The following is a 16943-nucleotide window of genomic DNA, read 5'->3' as shown; positions in this document are numbered from 1 at the left end:
CGGGTCACCGGGGCGGATGGACGCGGACACCGTATCGCAGGAGACCCACGTCACGCGCGCCGGCCACGCTCCTCGAGCAGGATGCGCCCGCCGCACGCCGAAGGACCACGAGACCTGACGGCCCGCGATGAGCTCGGCTCCGAGCCCCCGCCGAGGCGACTACCGTAGGGGACCATGGTCCCCGATCCTGACGCCGCAGCTCCGGCGCTCCTCGCCCCGGCCCGCCTGCGCTCCCTGGAGATCCGCAATCGCGTCTGGCTGGCGCCCATGTGCCAGTACATGGTCGAGGCGGAGGACGGCATCCCGACGGACTGGCACCTGGTGCATCTGGGAGCGCGTGCGAGCGGCGGCTTCGGCCTGCTGATCACCGAGGCCACCGCGATCAGCCCCGAAGGGCGCATCAGCCCCCAGGACACCGGCCTGTGGAACGACGAGCAGGTCGCGGCCTGGCGGCGGATCACCAGCTTCTGCCAGGGGCAGGGGGCGAAGATCGCGGTCCAGCTCGCCCATGCCGGCCGCAAGGCCTCCACCTGGCCGGCGCTGCCTCGTTTCCGCAGGCGGCGCGGCACGGTGCCGGAGTTCGCCTCCGGCTGGCGCGCCGTCGGCCCCACCTCGGATCCCTTTCCCGGGCTCGACGCCCCGGATGCGCTGAGCCGCGAGGACATCGCCGGGGTGGTCGAGGACTTCGTCGCCGCGACCCGACGTGCGGAGCAGGCCGGCTTCGACGCTGTCGAGCTGCATTTCGCCCATGGATATCTGGTCCATGAGTTCCTCTCCCCGCTCGTGAACACCCGCGATGACGAGTACGGCGGTGACGGCCCGGGACGGCGCCGGCTCGCCCTCGAGATCGCCTCCGCGGTGCGCGAGCAGTGGCCCGCCGGGCGACCTCTGATCGTGCGCCTCAGCGCGACCGACTGGATCGACGGCGGCTGGGACATCGAGCAGTCCCTCGAGCTCGCCCGTGAGCTCGAGGGCGTGGGGGTCGACGCCCTGCACGTCTCCACCGGCGGCGCGGTGATCGCCGACATCGCGGTCGGTCCGGAATATCAGGTGGGCTTCGCCCGCACCCTGCGCGATGCGGTGTCGATGCCGGTGGCGGCCGTGGGCCTGATCACGGAGCCGATCGGGGCCCAGACCGTGCTCGAACGGGGCGATGCGGACTTCGTCGCCCTGGGTCGTGCCGCGCTGCGCGAGCCGAGCTGGCCACAGCGCGCCGCGCACGAGCTCGGGGTGCGCGATGCCGCGCTGTACCCCGGCGCGTATCAGCGGGGCTCCTGGTGAGCGTCCCCGGCGACCGGCGATGATCCTCGTCACCGGAGCCAGCGGCGGGGTCGGCCGGGAAGTCTGCCTGGCACTGGCCGCTCGCGGCGAGCAGCTGGTGCTCACCGCCCGGGACGTAGCCCGTCTGGTGGCCCTGGCCGCCGAAGTGCGGGCTGCCGGAGGAGACGCCTGGGTGCTCTCCTGCGACCTGCGCGACCAGCAGGCCGTCGCCGAGCTCGCCGAGACCGTCCTGGCCGAGCACGGGATACCGGAGGCGGTGGTCTTGCTGGCCGGGCATTCCCTCCGCCGCACCCTCGAGGAGAGCTTCGGGCGGCCCCATGACCTGGTGCGCCTGACCGGGACGAATCTGCTGGGCCCGGCCGCACTGGTGCTGGCGATGCTGGAGCCGATGTGCGCCACCGGCACTGGCCGCGTCATCGCCGTCACCAGTGCCTCTGCCCGGATCCCCACCCCGGGCTGGGCCGCCTACGGGGCATCGAAGGCGGCCCTGGATGCGTGGTTGCGAGCGCTGCGGCCCCAGGCCGCCCGCCATGGGGTGAGGATCGCGATCGTGGAGCTGCCGCTGGTCGCCACGGCGATGGCGGCCCCGACCTACGGCAGCGCTCCGCGCGGTGCGCTCTCCCCCGCGGATGCCGCCGGTCGGGTCCTGCACGCCCTCGACGCGCCCCGCACCTTCATCTCTCCGCCCTGGGCACGCGTCGGAGCGGTGATCGCGCAGGCGGCACCCGCACTGACCGCCGCTGCTGCCGGCCGGGCCGGGGACCTTGTCCGGCGCGTCGCCGTTCATGGGCGCACCGGCCCTGGAGCCGGCAGCATCGGGAGGTCCAGGGCGGGAGGGCCTGCCGGTGACGAGCCGACGGGTCGAGGGGCCACAGGTCGCAGGATCGGGCCACGATGAAGCTCCTGCGGCCGTCGAGCGCCCTGCGCACCCGGCTCTCCCTGCGCCCTCGCGCGGTGGTGCTCCTGGACCAGCGCGGTGCGCTGACCGCCGGTGAGCTGCTCGATCAGGTGCAGCTGCACCGTCGATCACGCGGGTCCATGGCCCAGCCGCGGCTCGGTGCGCTGCCTGCGGACGCGTCGCTGCGCCAGGTGCTGGTCACCGCGCTGGCGGGGAACGGGATGCTCGAGCTGCGGTCCAGCGGCAGCACCGGGTCGCCCCGCACCCAGCGTCGCGGTCCGCTCACCGTGGCCCAGCTGGCCACCCTGGCCGATCTCGGCCGACGGATCGGGATGCGGCCCGGGAAGAGGATCGCCTGCGCGGCGCCGGGTCTCCATGGACACGGACTGCTCGTCTCCCTGGGCGCGCTCGCGCTGGGTGCCACGCTGGTGGATCTGAGTCATCTGCCGACCCCGGAGCGGGTGGCGCTGCTGCACCGCAGCGCCCCGGACCTGCTCACCGGGGTCCCCGTGCACCTCGTGGATCTCCTGACCGCGGACCGAGCACTGGACCGTGGCCAGTCGCTGCGGATCCCCCGGGTGGTCTCCGGCTCCGACCAGCTCTCTCCCGCGCTCCGTGCAGATCTGTCCCGGCACTTCCGGGCCCGGGTGCACGACGTCTACGGGACCACGGAGACCGGCTCGCTGATCGTCGACGGCAGGCCGCTGCGCGGAGTGCGGCTGCGGGAGGTCGATGGCCTGCTGCACGCCCGCACTCCTTTCACCGCAGGGAGGGAGCTGATCACCGACCGCGGTGAGATCACTGCGGACGGCGTCGTCCGGGTGCTCGGTCGCGCCGACGGCATGCTCTCCTCGGGCGGCATGGTGCACGACCCGGCGCGGGTTCTGCGCCTGCTGCGATCCCAGCACGGGGTGCTCGATGCGCGCCTGCGGGTGGTGCCCGATGACCGCTTCGGGGTGCGGACCATCGCCGAGGTGCGGGTCGCAGGACCAGAAGCTGGGAGGGCTCCGAGCGCGGAGGAGCTGCGGGCGCTGGTGCGGGACCGGCTGGGAGCGGCCTCGGTGCCGCGGGAGGTGCTGCTCAGCGGAGGAGAGCTCAGCGGTCCAGAGCTCAGCAGTCCGGGACGCTGACCGGGACCGCGGTGACCGCGAGCCCGCCCATCGCGGTCTCCTTGTAGCGCTCGTTCATGTCCTTGCCGGTCTGGCGCATGGTCTCGATGACCGTGTCCAGGGAGACGAAGTGCTCGCCGGTGCCGCGCAGCGCGAAGCGGGCGGCGGTGATCGCCTTGACCGCGGCCATGGCGTTGCGCTCGATGCAGGGGATCTGCACCAGGCCCCCGATCGGGTCGCAGGTCAGACCCAGGTTGTGCTCCATCGCGATCTCAGCGGCATTCTCCACCTGGGCGGGCTTGCCGCCCATCGCCTCGCAGAGTGCGGCGGCGGCCATCGAGCAGGCCGAGCCCACCTCGCCCTGACACCCCACCTCGGCGCCGGAGATCGAGGCGTGCTCCTTGTACAGCGAACCGATCGCCCCGGCGGTGAGCAGGAAGCGCACCGCGATCTCGTCGGGGTCCACCCCCTCGATGTAGGTGGTGGCGAAGTACAGCACCGCCGGGACGATGCCGGCCGCGCCGTTGGTGGGCGCGGTGACCACTCGACCCCCGGCGGCGTTCTCCTCGTTCACCGCGAGGGCCGCGAGCGAGACCCATTCGAAGGCATTCATCGGCAGGCGCACCGGGTCCTCGGCGGAGAGGGAGTCGTACCAGGAGGCGGCGCGACGTTTGACCTCGAGGCCGCCGGGCAGGATGCCGCCGGTGCGGGTGCCCCGCTCGATGCAGTCGTGCATGGCCCGCCAGATGGTGAGCAGGCCGGACCGGATCTCCTCGTCGCTGCGCCATTGGCGCTCCCTCAGCAGCATCGCCTCGGAGATGGAGATCCCGCGGTCCTCGCACACCCGCAGCAGCTCATCGCCGGTGGTGAAGATGGTGCGTCCCTCGTCCTCGGCGGCGACCTCGGCGATCGAGCGGTCCATGTTCGCCTCGTCGACCACGAAGCCTCCGCCCACGGAGAACATCGGGCGCCGCAGGAGCTCCTGGCCCGTGGCGTCCACCGCGATGAAGGTCATCCCGTTGGAGTGCTGGGGAAGGAAGGTCAGCGGGTGCAGCACGATCGAGGAGGGTCGCAGGGTGATCGCGAGGGTGCCGTCCAGCAGCAGCCCGCCCTCGGCCTCGATCCGGGCGACCCGTTCACGCCCGGCCACTGGGTCCACGGTCTCCGGATCGGCGCCCTCCAGGCCCATCACGACCGCGTCCAGGGTGCCGTGCCCCACCGCGGTGGCGGCGAGGGAGCCGTAGAGATGGACCTCGACGTCGGCGACGCGCGGACCGAGCTCGGGATCTCCGAGCACCTCGTGGGCGAACATCCCGGCGGCTCGCATCGGCCCCACGGTGTGCGAGCTCGAGGGCCCGATACCGATCTTGAACATGTCGAAGGTGCTGATGCTCATCGCGTGCCTCCTCGGCGCTTCACCTGCTCGTCATCGAACCGGATTTCCATCACTCATCGTCCGCCACGGCGACGCGGGGCACGGGTCGGTGCGCCGGAGCGTCCGCGCCCCTTGCCGGTGCCTGCAGGGCCCTTGCCGGCGCCTGCGGAGCGTCCGCGGTCCTCTGCCCTGCCAGTGCCTGCCGAGCGGCCACGGTCCCCTGCCCCTCCTCGGCCACCGGTGCCGCCGGCGGAGCGGGCACCGTCCTGACGGCTCCGTTCCTCGGGGGCGGCACCATCACGGCCCCGGCCTCCGCCGCGGCGAGCCTGGCCCTGGGCCTGACCCTGACCCTGACGTGCGCTGTGCTGCCCCGAGCGGGCGCCCCGCTGCCCGGAGCGGGCACCGCCCCGCCCCGATCGTGCACCGTCCTCGGCGCTCTCCGGATCCTCCCAGGAGGCGCGCCGCTCCTCGTTCGCACGTCGCTCCTCGGCCTTGCCGGCATCGGCCCCGCCGCGGCCTCTGCGTCCCAGATCGAGCTTGCGCGGAGCGCCCTTGTACTTCACGGTCGCGGGATCCTCCGCGGGCTCGCCGGCAGGAGTCCGCCCGCCGAGCTCGGCGAGAGCGGGAACCTCCGCAGAGTCGACGTCATCGATCCAGGTCGGTTCGACCTTGGCACCGGCGAGGACATTGCGGGTCTTCGCGAGCTGATGCGGCAGGGCGAGCGTGACCACGCTTCCCGTCGCTCCCGCACGTGCGGTACGGCCTGAACGGTGCACGTACTCCTTGACATCATCGGAGGGGTCGACATGCACCACCATCGTGACGTCGTCGATGTGGAGGCCGCGGGCGGCGACGTCGGTCGCGACCAGCACCGGATAGGCGCCCTCACGGAATCCGGCCAGCACGTTGGTGCGCAGCCCCTGCTGCTTGTTGCCGTGCAGGGCCGCAGCGCCGATGCCCACCTCGACCAGCTCCTGCGCGACCCTCTCGGCACCGAGCTGGGTGCGCGTGAACATCAGGGTGCGGCCCTCACGGGCCCCGAGCTGGGCAGTGACCTCTCGCTTCGCGGTCGGGGCGATGGCCAGCACATGGTGGTCCATGGTGGCCACTGCGGCGGTGACCGGGGTGGTCTCGTGGCTGACGGGGTCGACCAGGAAGCTGTCGACGATCTGCTCGACCTGCCCGTCCAGGGTGGCTGAGAAGAGCATCTTCTGAGTGCCCATCGGGATCGCGGCGAGGATGTCGCTGACGTCGGGCAGGAAGCCGAGGTCGGCCATATGGTCCGCCTCGTCGATGACCGTGGTCTCCACCAGGTCCAGCTGGAGCGCGCCCCGCTCGGCGAGATCGATCAGCCGGCCCGGAGTGGCCACCACGATCGAGACACCGCGGGCCACCGCGTCGGCCTGCTTCTCGATGTTCATGCCGCCGGCGACCAGCTGCGCCTTGATGCCCACGGCCCGGGCGAAGGGATGGATGGTGTCCACGACCTGCACCGCCAGCTCACGGGTGGGCACCAGCACCACTCCGAGCGGGCGCTTGCGATGCATCTTGCGACCGCGGAAGCGGGAGGCCATCGCGAGCGTGAACGCGAGCGTCTTGCCGGAGCCGGTCTCGGCACGGGCCAGCACGTCCCGCCCGGCGAGCGCGTCGGGAAGGATCACGGACTGGATCTCGAAGGCGCTCTCGAGCCCCTGCTCGGCGAGGACCCCGAGCAGCTCGTCGGGCAGCGCCATGTCCTCGAACCGCTCGGAACGGCGTGCTGAACTGCGGCGGGCCTTGGGCATGGTGATCCTCCTGACGAAACGGACGCTCTCATCATCCAGCATGCGGGCGTGATGAGAGAATAGGAGCGATGTTGCGCACTCTGATGACCTCAAAGATCCACCGGGCCACCGTGACGCAGGCAGACCTGCACTACGTCGGCTCGGTGACGATCGACCCTGCCCTCACGGAAGCCGCGGGTCTGGTCGAGAACGAGCAGGTCACGATCGTGGACATCACCAACGGCCACCGTTTGATCACCTATGTGATCGAGGGGGAGCGCGACAGCGGAGTGATCGGCATCAACGGTGCCGCAGCGCACCTGGTCACCACGGGAGACCTGGTGATCATCATCGCGTATGGCCAGCTGGACGAGACGGAGGTCTCCTCCCATCATCCTCGGGTGGTCCATGTCGATGCGGAGAACCGCATCGTGGCACTCGGCTCCGACGGCGCCGAGCCGGTTCCCGGCAGCAGCGATCAGATCGACGGCCGCACCTCGCACGGGATGCGCTGACCGCTGCCGATCACGGTCCCCGCCCTCGGAGACGTCCGACCGCTGAACGAGGGAAGCCCCTTTCCCGCAGGCCGTCTAGGCTCGGTCCGGTGATCACCCCTTCCGTCCTCCCGCCGCCGTGAGCGGTGTTCTGGCCGGCTTCTTCATCGTCTGGGCCATGATCGGCGTGGGCTGGTTGGTCGGACGCGCCGGCGTGCTCGGCCCGCATGGCCGCTATGTCCTGAACCGCTCGACCTTCTTCATCGCCTCCCCCGCCCTGGTGCTGGTGGGACTGCTCGAGTCCGACGTGACCGAGGTGCTCTCGCTGCCGATGGCCGTGGCCGGGATCTCGGGGCTCACCACCGGTGCGATCGTGATCCTCGTGGTGAGGCTGCTGACGGAACGCCGGGGCGCCGATCTGGTGATGACCGCGATCAGCGGCTCGGTCGTCAACGGCGCGAACATGGGCTTCCCGATCGCCCTCTACGTGCTCGGGGACATCTCCCACGCGCTCCCGGTGATCCTCTTCCAGCAGGCGGTGTACACGCCGCTGTACCTGTTCGTGCTGCATCGGATCACTGAGAAGGACTCGTCGGGCCCCGCCGGAGTGCTGCGCAGCATCGTCGCGAACCCCACCATCATCGCCTCGGCCATCGGACTGCTCCTGGTGCTGGTGGGCGTGAAGATCCCGGCGGTGGCGCTCGAGCCGGTCCAGTCCTTCGCGGATATGGCGATTCCCGCGATGCTGCTGGCCTACGGACTCTCCTTGTACGGCTCACGACCGCTGGCGAAGGATGACGGCTATCGCGGGCTGATCGCGGTGGCCTCGAGCTCGAAGCTGCTGCTGATGCCGGTGATCGCGCTGGGTGTCGGGCTGCTGCTGGGGATGCGGGGAGTCTCGCTCTACGAGGTGGTGGTGATGGCCGCCCTGCCCACGGCGCAGAACGTCTACGTCGCCGCGGCCCGCTACCGGGCCTCGGAGAACCTCGCCCGGGACACGGTGCTGATCACCACGATCGGCACCGTGCTGGTGCTGCTGCTGATCTCGGCCGTGCTCGGGGTCTGAGCGCGCCCGGGCACGCTCGCGGGCGTCCTTCTGGGCACGGGCCGCGGCGCGGTACGATAGGACGGTGACTCGACGGCTCCTGCTTATGCAGCCGCGTCGGACAAGGCCCGCGCCCACCCCGCGCTCCTGAGAGCGTGGCGGTGCGCACGTGAGGCACCGATGCGGCTCCCCTCGCCTGCGCGAGGGTTTTTTCATGTCACGAGACGCCTGGCGGCACCAGCCGCACTGATCCTTCGGAGGACGATTCACCCATGAGCGAGGCCCCGCACCGCTACACCGCCGACGTGGCGGACGAGATCGAACGCCGCTGGCAGCAGCGCTGGGACGAGGACGGCACCTTCCATGCCGACAACCCCGTCGGCGAGCTCCGCGGCTCTGCCGAGTCGATCGAACAGGCCGCCGCCACCTCCGGCGGCGCGGCCGCCGAGAAGATGTACATCATGGACATGTTCCCCTACCCCTCCGGGGCGGGGCTGCACGTGGGGCATCCGCTGGGATACATCGCGACCGACGTGGTCGCCCGCCATCAGCGGATGATGGGCAAGAACGTCCTCTACACGATGGGCTACGACGCCTTCGGCCTGCCGGCGGAGCAGTACGCCGTGCAGACCGGCACCCATCCGCGCATCACCACCGAGGCGAACGTCGCCAACATGCGCCGCCAGCTGCATCGGCTGGGGCTCTCCCACGACTCCCGTCGTTCGCTGGCGACCACCGATCCCGAGTTCGTGAAGTGGACGCAGTGGATCTTCCTGCGGATCTTCGACTCCTGGTACGACCCGACGGCGCAGAACGCCGACGGCATCACGGGCAGAGCGCGATCGATCGCCGAGCTGCGCGAGGAGCTGCGCCGCGGGACCGTGGATCCGTTCACCCTCGCCGACCGTCAGGGCATCGAGCTGCCGCAGGAGTGGGCGGGCCGCTCCCCCGCCGACGTCACCGCCGCCTCCGACCAGGAGATCGCCGAGCTGGCGAACTGCTTCCGCCTGACCTACATCTCGGAGACCCCGGTGAACTGGTGCCCGGGCCTGGGCACCGTGCTGGCCAATGAGGAGGTCACCGCCGAGGGTCGCTCCGAGCGCGGGAACTTCCCCGTCTTCACCCGGCGCCTGCGCCAGTGGAACATGCGGATCACCGCCTACGCGGACCGCCTCATCGATGATCTGGACCGGGTGGACTGGCCCGAGTCGATCCGCGCCATGCAGCGCAACTGGATCGGTCGCAGCCACGGCGCGCAGATCACCTTCCCCGCCATGGGTCTGACATCAGCCCCCGACGCATCCTTCGACGTGTTCACCACCCGCGCGGACACGCTGTTCGGCGCGACCTTCTGCGTGCTCTCCCCCGAGCATGCGCTGCTCGCGGATCCCTCGTCCCTGCCTGCGGCGTGGCCGGAGGGCACCGAAGCGTCCTGGACCGGCGGCGCGGCCACCCCCGGCGAGGCTGTGGCGGCCTATCGGGCGCGTGCCGCTTCCCTCGATGAGGACGAGCGGACCGCGGACGACCGGGAGAAGACCGGCGTGTTCACCGGGCTGACCGCGACGAACCCGATGGACGGCCGCGTGCTGCCCGTCTTCACCGCGGACTATGTGCTGACCGGCTATGGCACCGGCGCGATCATGGCGGTCCCGGCCGAGGACGAGCGCGACTTCGCCTTCGCCTCGAAGTTCTCGCTGCCGGTGATCCGCACCGTGCAGCCGCCGGCCGATTTCGAGGGCGGCGCCTGGACCGGCGAAGGCCGGAAGATCAACTCCGCGAACGCCGAGCTGGATCTGAACGGCCTGGACAAGGACGAGGCCAAGCAGCAGGCGACCACCTACGCCGAGGCGAAGGGCTTCGGACGCGCCCGCACCACCTTCCGGCTGCGGGACTGGCTGTTCTCGCGCCAGCGCTACTGGGGCGAGCCCTTCCCGATCGTCTACGACCCGGCGGCACCCGAGGTGCCGATCCCGCTGCCGGAGTCGATGCTGCCGCTGGACCTGCCCGAGGTCGCCGACTTCTCACCCAAGACCTTCGACCCCGAGGATGCGGACACCGAGCCGCAGACCCCGCTCTCCCGCGCCACCGAATGGGCGGAGGTCGAGCTGGATCTGGGCGAGGGGCGCAGGACCTACCGCCGCGAGACCAACACGATGCCGCAGTGGGCGGGCTCCTCCTGGTATCACCTGCGTTACATCGACCCGACCGAGGACGACGTCCTGGTGCGTGCGGAGAACGAGAAGTACTGGCTCGGCGCCCGCGAGGACGGCGGCGTGGGCGGCGTGGACCTGTACGTCGGCGGGGTCGAGCACGCGGTGCTGCACCTGCTGTACGCACGCTTCTGGCACAAGGTGCTCTTCGATCGGGGGGACGTCTCCAGCCAGGAGCCCTTCCACCGACTGTTCAACCAGGGCTACATCCAGGCCTTCGCCTACACGGACGCCCGCGGCATCCACGTCCCGGCCGAGGAGGTCGTCGCCGAGTCCGACGGCACCTTCACCTACCAGGGTGACCCTGTCACCCAGGAGTACGGGAAGATGGGCAAGTCGCTGAAGAACGCGGTGGCGCCCGACGACATGTACGAGGAGTACGGCGCGGACACCCTGCGCGTGTACGAGATGTCGATGGGTCCGCTGGACCTCTCCCGCCCCTGGGAGACCCGTGCCGTCGTCGGCTCCCAGCGCTTCCTGCAGCGTCTCTGGCGCCTCGCGGTCGATGAGGAGACCGGGGAGCTGAACGTCTCCGCCGAGCCCGCCGAGCTCGCCATCCAGCAGGCGACGCACCGCGCCATCGACGGGGTCACCCGGGACATGGGGAGGATGCACTTCAACACCGCGATCGCGAAGCTGATCGAGCTGGTCAACCATCTGACCAAGCACCTGATCGCCCACGGCTCCACGCCGCGTGCGGCCGTCGAGCCGCTGCTGCTGATGGTCTCACCGCTCGCGCCGCACCTGGCCGAGGAGCTGTGGGCACGACTGGGCCATCAGAGCAGCATCTCGCGTGTCGCCTTCCCGGTGGCGGATCCGGAACTGCTGAAGGCCGAGCAGGTCACCTGCGTGATCCAGGTCAAGGGCAAGGTGCGCCACCGCCTCGAGGTGGATCCGGAGATCTCGGAGGCCGATCTCGAGGCGGCGGTGATGGCCGAGCCGCGCGTGCAGGAGCTGCTGGAGGGCCAGACCGTCCGCAAGCTGATCATCCGCGCGCCGAAGATCGTGAACATCGTGGTCTGAGCAGTGACGCGGGCCGACGGCCCCGGGGACCCCTTGCAGGTCCCCGGGGCGGTCTGCCGCCCGGGCGGTCCCGCGCCGGCGACGGTTCCTCCACATCCCGCGGCAGTCCACATCTCCCCCTGATGCCCAGCGGTCGCGGGGCGGATTTCCTACGGTCAGGGCATGAACACCTTCTGGGGATCCGAGACCGAAGCCGTGACAGAGCTGTCCGCCGAGTTCGCCACCGGCGCGGCTCAGCTGGAAGCGGTGATCACCGCTGCCGCACGCGCGGTGCACACCGCAGCCTGGTTCGGCCCGGACGCGACGGATCACCGCCGGCGCACCGCGGAAGTGGTCGACACCGTGGTCCGGCTGGTCGAGAGGCTCCGGAAGCTCGGCGAGCTGCTCGAGCAGGAGGCTGCGGAGCAGGACTTCTGCTCCCAGCCCGAGACTGCTCCGGGACCGGCCGGGGATCCGCTCGGTGTGCGCATGACCCCGCCCTGGATCCCTGACCCGGCCGTGGGCCCGCCACTGCTGCGCGGGACCGGCGATACGGAGTGGGGGCCGATGATCGGCGGGCCCTTCATGCACCCGGACCCGCTGCGGTTCGTGGATCGTCTGCCTCGGCTGCCCGATCTGGAGGACCTCCGGCCGATGATCGGCGGGCCCTTCATGCACCAGGATCCGCTGCGAACCATCCCCGCGCCTCGACCGCTCCCCGAGGGAGAGGAGTTCGCGCTGGACCCCGAGATCCTCGCCGAGGCGCAGCTCGATCGGAAGCTCGGCCTCGGGGCGATCCCCGTGGTGGGCGCGGTGCAGACTCTGATGGGGGTGCATAGCGGCATGGGGCAGCTCTTCGACCGGACGGAGCAGAATCTCGAGGAGAGCGGCCTGGGGGCGCTCACCCCGGCAGTCTCGATGGTGCAGCTCCCCCACACCATCTCCAGTGCCATCCTCGGGAGCGACTCCGTGCCGGGTCAGATGATCTCCGGCATCGACCAGGGGCTCGCCAATGCCATGCAGACCAGCGAGGAGGTCTCCTCCGCGATCGGGGACGGGGACCTGGCGGGCATCGTGCGCGCCGGCGAACGAGGGATGTACCGCCATGCCGGGGCGATGGCGGACATCCTGGCCGCGACCCCGGTGCCCGCCCTGTCCCGGACGGCCTCGGAGCTGATCGGCACCGGAGCGGATCTGGTGGAACCCCTCAGCCCGGAGGCGGCCGCTCCTCTGCGCACCGCGGAGCGGTCGACCCTGGAGCTCGGGCAGACATGGCAGCACAGCGTGGACGCGATCACCGAGTCCGAGCGCTACTACGACCTGCGCCGCCAGTACCTCCCCACACCCTGGGACCCGCAGGGATGAGGCCGCACCGCCTGTCTCGAGGGGTCTCGGAAAGGAGACGTCTCACACCCGCAGGGGAGCATCCTCCTCAGCACCGTCACCGAGCACCGTCAGCTCCAGCCCGGAACCATCCTCCACCGTGACCTCGACGCGCTGGCCGTCCTGGACCTCGCCCTTCAGGATCAGCCGGGCCAGCCCGTCGCCGATCTCCTTCTGGACCAGGCGCTTGAGGGGTCGCGCCCCGTACATCGGGTCGAAGCCCTCGGCAGCGAGCCAGCGGGTCGCGGCCTCGTCCACCTCGAGGGTGATGCGACGGTCGCGCAGACGCGCGGCGACCTCCTGGATCTGCAGCGTGACGATGCTGGTGAGCTGCTCGCGGTCCAGCGCATCGAACATGACGATGTCGTCGAGGCGGTTGAGGAACTCCGGCTTGAAGGAGGCCCGCACCACCTGCATCACCCGCTCGTGCTTCTCCTTCTCCTCGAGCGTCTGATCCTGCAGCGCATGGGAGCCGAGGTTCGAGGTGAGGATCATGATCGTGGAGCGGAAGTCCACGGTCCGTCCCTGACCATCGGTGAGCCGGCCGTCGTCGAGCACCTGCAGCAGCACGTCGAAGACATCGGGGTGAGCCTTCTCGATCTCGTCGAGCAGCACCACCGAGTACGGCCTGCGGCGCACGGCCTCGGTGAGCTGGCCGCCCTCGTCGTAGCCGACATAGCCCGGAGGGGCACCCATGAGCCGCGCCACGGTGTGCTTCTCGGAGTACTCCGACATATCGATGCGGATCATGGCCCGCTCATCGTCGAAGAGGAACTCCGCGAGAGCCTTGGCGAGCTCGGTCTTGCCCACACCCGTGGGCCCCAGGAAGAGGAAGGAGCCGGTGGGACGGTTCGGGTCGGAGATGCCGGCGCGCGCGCGACGCACCGCATCGGAGACCTCGCCGACGGCGCGCACCTGCCCGATCAGCCGGCGCCCGATGCTCTCCTCCATCTGCAACAGCTTCTCGGTCTCCCCCTGCAGCAGGCGACCGGCAGGGATCCCGGTCCACGCGGAGACGACGTCGGCGATGTCATCAGGGCCGACGTGGTCGGCGACCATCGGCCGTTCCTGCTCGCCGGCGATGCCGGCTTCCTGCTCCTCCGCCTCTCGCAGCTGCTCCTTCAAGGCGGGGATATCGCCGTAGAGGATCTTCGAGGCGGCGGTGAGGTCGCCTTCCCGCTGTGCCCGATCGGCATGCATGCGCAGCTGCTCGAGCTGCGCCTTGAGATCTCCGACCAGGTTCAGGCCGGCCTTCTCCCGCTCCCAGCGCGCCGAGAGCTCCCCCATCTGCTCGGTGCGGTCGGCGAGCTGGGAGCGCACCGACTCGAGCCGCGCGATGCTGCCAGGGTCCTCGCTGCCGGCGAGCGCGAGCTCCTCCATCTTCAGCCGATCCACCTGACGGCGCAGAATGTCCAGCTGCTCCGGGGAGGAGTCCAGCTCCATCCGTTGGCGGGAGGCCGCCTCATCGACCAGGTCGATGGCCTTGTCCGGCAGCTGCCTGCCCGAGATATAGCGCGAGGAGAGGGTCGCAGCGGCCACCAGTGCGGAGTCGGTGATGGTGACCTTGTGGTGCGCCTCGTACTTGTCCTTGAGTCCGCGCAGAATCGTCACGGTGTCCTCGACGCTCGGCTCCCCCACGAACACCTGCTGGAACCGCCGCTCGAGCGCGGGGTCCTTCTCGATGTTCTCGCGGTACTCATCCAGGGTGGTCGCCCCGACCATCCGCAGCTCGCCTCGGGCCAGCATGGGCTTGAGCATGTTGCCCGCATCCATCGAACCGTCCCCGGAGCCGCCGGCACCCACCACGGTGTGGAGCTCGTCGATGAAGGTGACGATCTGGCCGTTGCTGGTGCGGATCTCGTCCAGGACAGCCTTCATGCGCTCCTCGAACTCGCCGCGGTACTTCGATCCCGCGACCATCGAGGAGAGGTCCAGCGACACCAGCCGCTTCCCGCGCAGGGAATCCGGCACGTCGCCCGCGACCATGCGCTGGGCCAGACCCTCGACCACGGCGGTCTTGCCGACGCCGGGTTCGCCGATCAGCACCGGGTTGTTCTTGGTGCGTCGGGAGAGCACCTGCACGACGCGGCGGATCTCCGCGTCCCGGCCGATGACCGGGTCCAGCCGACCCTCGCGGGCGAGCTCGGTGAGGTCCACCCCGAACTTCTCGAGGCTCTTGAAGGTGCCCTCGGGGTTCTGCGAATCCATCTGGTTCATTCGGTCATCTCCTGGGGTCAGCTGGGTGACGGCATCGCGAAGTGCCTGTGGGGTCGCACCGGAGGCGGCGAGCAGCCGGGCGGCGGCGTCCTTGCCGAGTGCGATGCCGAGCATCAGGTGCTCGGTGGACAGATAGGTGCGGCCGGCGGCGTCGGCTTCGCGACGCGCCGTCTCGAGCGCATCGAAGCCGGTGCCGATGAAGGTGGGTGAGGAGCCCCCGCTGGCTCGCGGCAACGAGTCGATCGCCTGGGCGGCGCGGCGGATCACCTCGAGCGGATCGGCACCGGCTGCGACCAGCGCCGCACGGCCGATGCCGTTGTCCTGGTCGGCCAGGGCCCACAGCAGGTGCATCGAGCTGATCTCGGGGTTGCCGAGCTCGGCAGCCTTCTCCGCTGCGGCGGCGACCGCTTCTTGCGAGCGGGTGGTGAACTGGAATTCCACGGTGCTCCTCTCCTGTGCGCCTCGGTGGTCGGTGACATCCGTTCTGGTCAACGCCGATGAAGTTGAGTCTATTCCGCTCAACTCTAGGAATCTTCGGCAGCGGACGCTCCGAGCGTCCATCAGGCGTCATCCACAACGGCTCCTGCGCCCCTGTCTCTCGGTGAGAATGGGATCACACACCTGTAGCATCGCACTGGCGCCATGACTCGTCCGTCCAGGGGAATCGGCGTCGACCACGCGCTGCACAGCTCTCCCTGACACCCCTGCCGCGAAAACAGAGGCCCTCATGTCCCAGCCCCCCTACCAGCAGCCCGGCGGCCAGCACATGCCCAACGGGCGGCCGCGCCCCGGTGCCTCGCACTCCGCGCCGGGCTCACCGTCGTTCCAGTCCCAGCCGCGCTACATCAACTACGGCAATCCGCGCGCCTATGACACCTCCGTGCGGCCGGCCTCGGGCCTCACGGCAGCCCGGTTCGCACCGGCGCAGATCCAGCGTCCCGACCAGGCCCAGCCGCAGTCCGCGTGGTCCACGCAGACCCGCCGGGTGCAGGAGGTCGCACAGAGCACCACCAGACTGCCGACCGTGAGCGTCCTGGTATGGCTCGCGCTCGTGGTGCTCGGCTTCTTCGTGCTGCTGGTGCTCGGCTGGTTCTTCCTCGAGTTCGTCCTGACCGCGAGCTCGAACCCGATCTGGTGGCCGGTCACCGCCTTCCTCGCCGGGATCTCGCTGCTGGTCATCGCCGGGATCATGCTGCTGGCGGACCGCTGGGATCCCCAGCCCCTGCCCCTGTTGATCATCGCGGTCTTCTGGGGCGCGGCGATCGCCGCCGGTCTCAGCTACATCCTGAACAGCCTGAACTCGTACCTGGTCTACGTGATCACCGGCAGCGAGGCGGCCGTCGCTTTTGCCGGCCCGGTGGTCAGCGCACCGCTGGTCGAGGAGACCACCAAGGGGCTCGGGCTGCTGCTGCTGATGGTGCTCGCACGCCGCTACTTCAACGGGCCGCTGGATGGCCTGATCTACGGGTCGCTGATCGGCGGCGGGTTCGCCTTCACCGAGAACATCATCTATTACACCCGCGGGCTCGAAAGCTTCGGCGCTGGTCAGGTGCTGTTCCTGTTCATCCTGCGCGGGGTGATGAACATCTTCGGCCACGCGATCTACACCTCTCTGACCGGCGTCATCGTCGGCTTCGTGGCGCGCAAGTGGGGCACCATCATGGGCTTCGTGGTCTTCATCCCTGCGCTGATCCCGGGGATGCTGGTCCATGCTGCATGGAACTTCTTCGCCGGGCTCGGCGGCGGGCTGTGGGTCCTGCTGCTGATGTACGGCGCCAAGGCGCTGCTCTCGCTGCTCTGGATGATCGCGATCGTGGTGCTGATCTGGGATGAGTCCAGGTTGACCCGGGTCCGCCTCGGCGACTACGCCAATCAGGGCTGGCTCACCCACGAAGAGGTCGACATGCTCGCCACCTGGAAGGGACGGCGCGAGGGCAAACGGTGGGCCGGGCAGATCGGCGCCAGACCGGTGATGAAGCGCTTCATCCGGGAGAGCGCCGACCTCGCCTCGATCCGTCAGCGGCTGCTCGCCGACGGCGCGAATCCCAAGGTCGTCGAGATCGAGCGGAACCTGCTCGGCCGGTTGACCACGAACCGCCAGGAGCTGCTCTCCTTCGCTCGCTGATCCCACTGCGGCGCTCGGGCCGGCACGCATCCCCCAGGGCC

11 protein-coding genes are annotated in these 16943 nt (G+C 70.1%); 8 read left to right on the top strand and 3 right to left on the bottom strand.

From position 1 onward, the window contains the following. Positions 1-174 precede the first annotated feature (174 nt). The 3 genes from Q0937_RS15665 to Q0937_RS15655 are packed head-to-tail and all read left to right on the top strand — an operon-like array spanning position 175 to position 3309. Positions 175-1281 (top strand): NADH:flavin oxidoreductase/NADH oxidase, encoded by a 1107-nt coding sequence (locus Q0937_RS15665; protein WP_299305606.1) that lies wholly within the window; start codon positions 175-177, stop codon positions 1279-1281. Positions 1282-1300: 19 nt separating this feature from the next. Continuing rightward, positions 1301-2179, top strand: coding sequence for an SDR family oxidoreductase (locus Q0937_RS15660; RefSeq protein ID WP_299305604.1), 879 nt, complete (start codon positions 1301-1303; stop codon positions 2177-2179). After that, a complete protein-coding gene (locus tag Q0937_RS15655; protein ID WP_299305601.1) occupies positions 2176-3309 on the top strand; it encodes an AMP-binding protein in 1134 nt (377 codons plus the stop codon). The genes Q0937_RS15660 and Q0937_RS15655 overlap by 4 nt, the downstream gene beginning before the upstream one ends. Here Q0937_RS15655 and Q0937_RS15650 read toward each other — a convergent pair. Further along, a complete protein-coding gene (locus tag Q0937_RS15650) occupies positions 3290-4684 on the bottom strand; it encodes an L-serine ammonia-lyase (RefSeq protein WP_299305598.1) in 1395 nt (464 codons plus the stop codon). The two genes, Q0937_RS15655 and Q0937_RS15650, sit on opposite strands and share 20 nt — an antisense overlap. A gap of 53 nt (positions 4685-4737) precedes the next feature. Next, positions 4738-6447, bottom strand: coding sequence for a DEAD/DEAH box helicase (locus tag Q0937_RS15645; protein WP_299305597.1), 1710 nt, complete (start codon positions 6445-6447; stop codon positions 4738-4740). A gap of 68 nt (positions 6448-6515) precedes the next feature. Here Q0937_RS15645 and panD point away from each other — a divergent pair, with 68 nt between their 5' ends. The 4 genes from panD (at position 6516) to Q0937_RS15625 (ending at position 12542) form a co-directional block, all read left to right on the top strand. Continuing rightward, the gene (gene panD / locus Q0937_RS15640) at positions 6516-6941 is read left to right on the top strand and encodes an aspartate 1-decarboxylase (protein ID WP_299305594.1); all 426 of its coding nucleotides are present in this window, start codon (positions 6516-6518) and stop codon (positions 6939-6941) included. A gap of 118 nt (positions 6942-7059) precedes the next feature. Further along, positions 7060-7986 (top strand): AEC family transporter, encoded by a 927-nt coding sequence (locus Q0937_RS15635; protein ID WP_299305592.1) that lies wholly within the window; start codon positions 7060-7062, stop codon positions 7984-7986. A gap of 251 nt (positions 7987-8237) precedes the next feature. Continuing rightward, the gene (gene leuS / locus Q0937_RS15630; RefSeq protein ID WP_299305589.1) at positions 8238-11198 is read left to right on the top strand and encodes a leucine--tRNA ligase; all 2961 of its coding nucleotides are present in this window, start codon (positions 8238-8240) and stop codon (positions 11196-11198) included. 162 nt (positions 11199-11360) lie between these two features. Next, on the top strand, positions 11361-12542 hold the full coding sequence (locus tag Q0937_RS15625) for a hypothetical protein (RefSeq protein WP_299305586.1): 1182 nt from the start codon (positions 11361-11363) through the stop codon (positions 12540-12542). A gap of 42 nt (positions 12543-12584) precedes the next feature. On the opposite strand, the gene clpB is transcribed toward Q0937_RS15625, so the two are convergent. Continuing rightward, on the bottom strand, positions 12585-15218 hold the full coding sequence (gene clpB, locus Q0937_RS15620; protein ID WP_299305583.1) for an ATP-dependent chaperone ClpB: 2634 nt from the start codon (positions 15216-15218) through the stop codon (positions 12585-12587). Between the two features lie 286 nt (positions 15219-15504). Between clpB and Q0937_RS15615 the strand changes: the two genes are divergently transcribed. Next, entirely contained in the window at positions 15505-16902 is a 1398-nt protein-coding gene (locus tag Q0937_RS15615; RefSeq protein ID WP_299305581.1) for a PrsW family intramembrane metalloprotease, read from the top strand. The last annotated feature ends 41 nt before the right edge of the window (positions 16903-16943 follow it).

Origin of the sequence: uncultured Brachybacterium sp. (assembly GCF_947500705.1) — a bacterium.
Classification (GTDB): Bacteria; Actinomycetota; Actinomycetes; order Actinomycetales; family Dermabacteraceae; genus Brachybacterium.
This window is presented reverse-complemented; position numbering and strand designations above follow the sequence as displayed.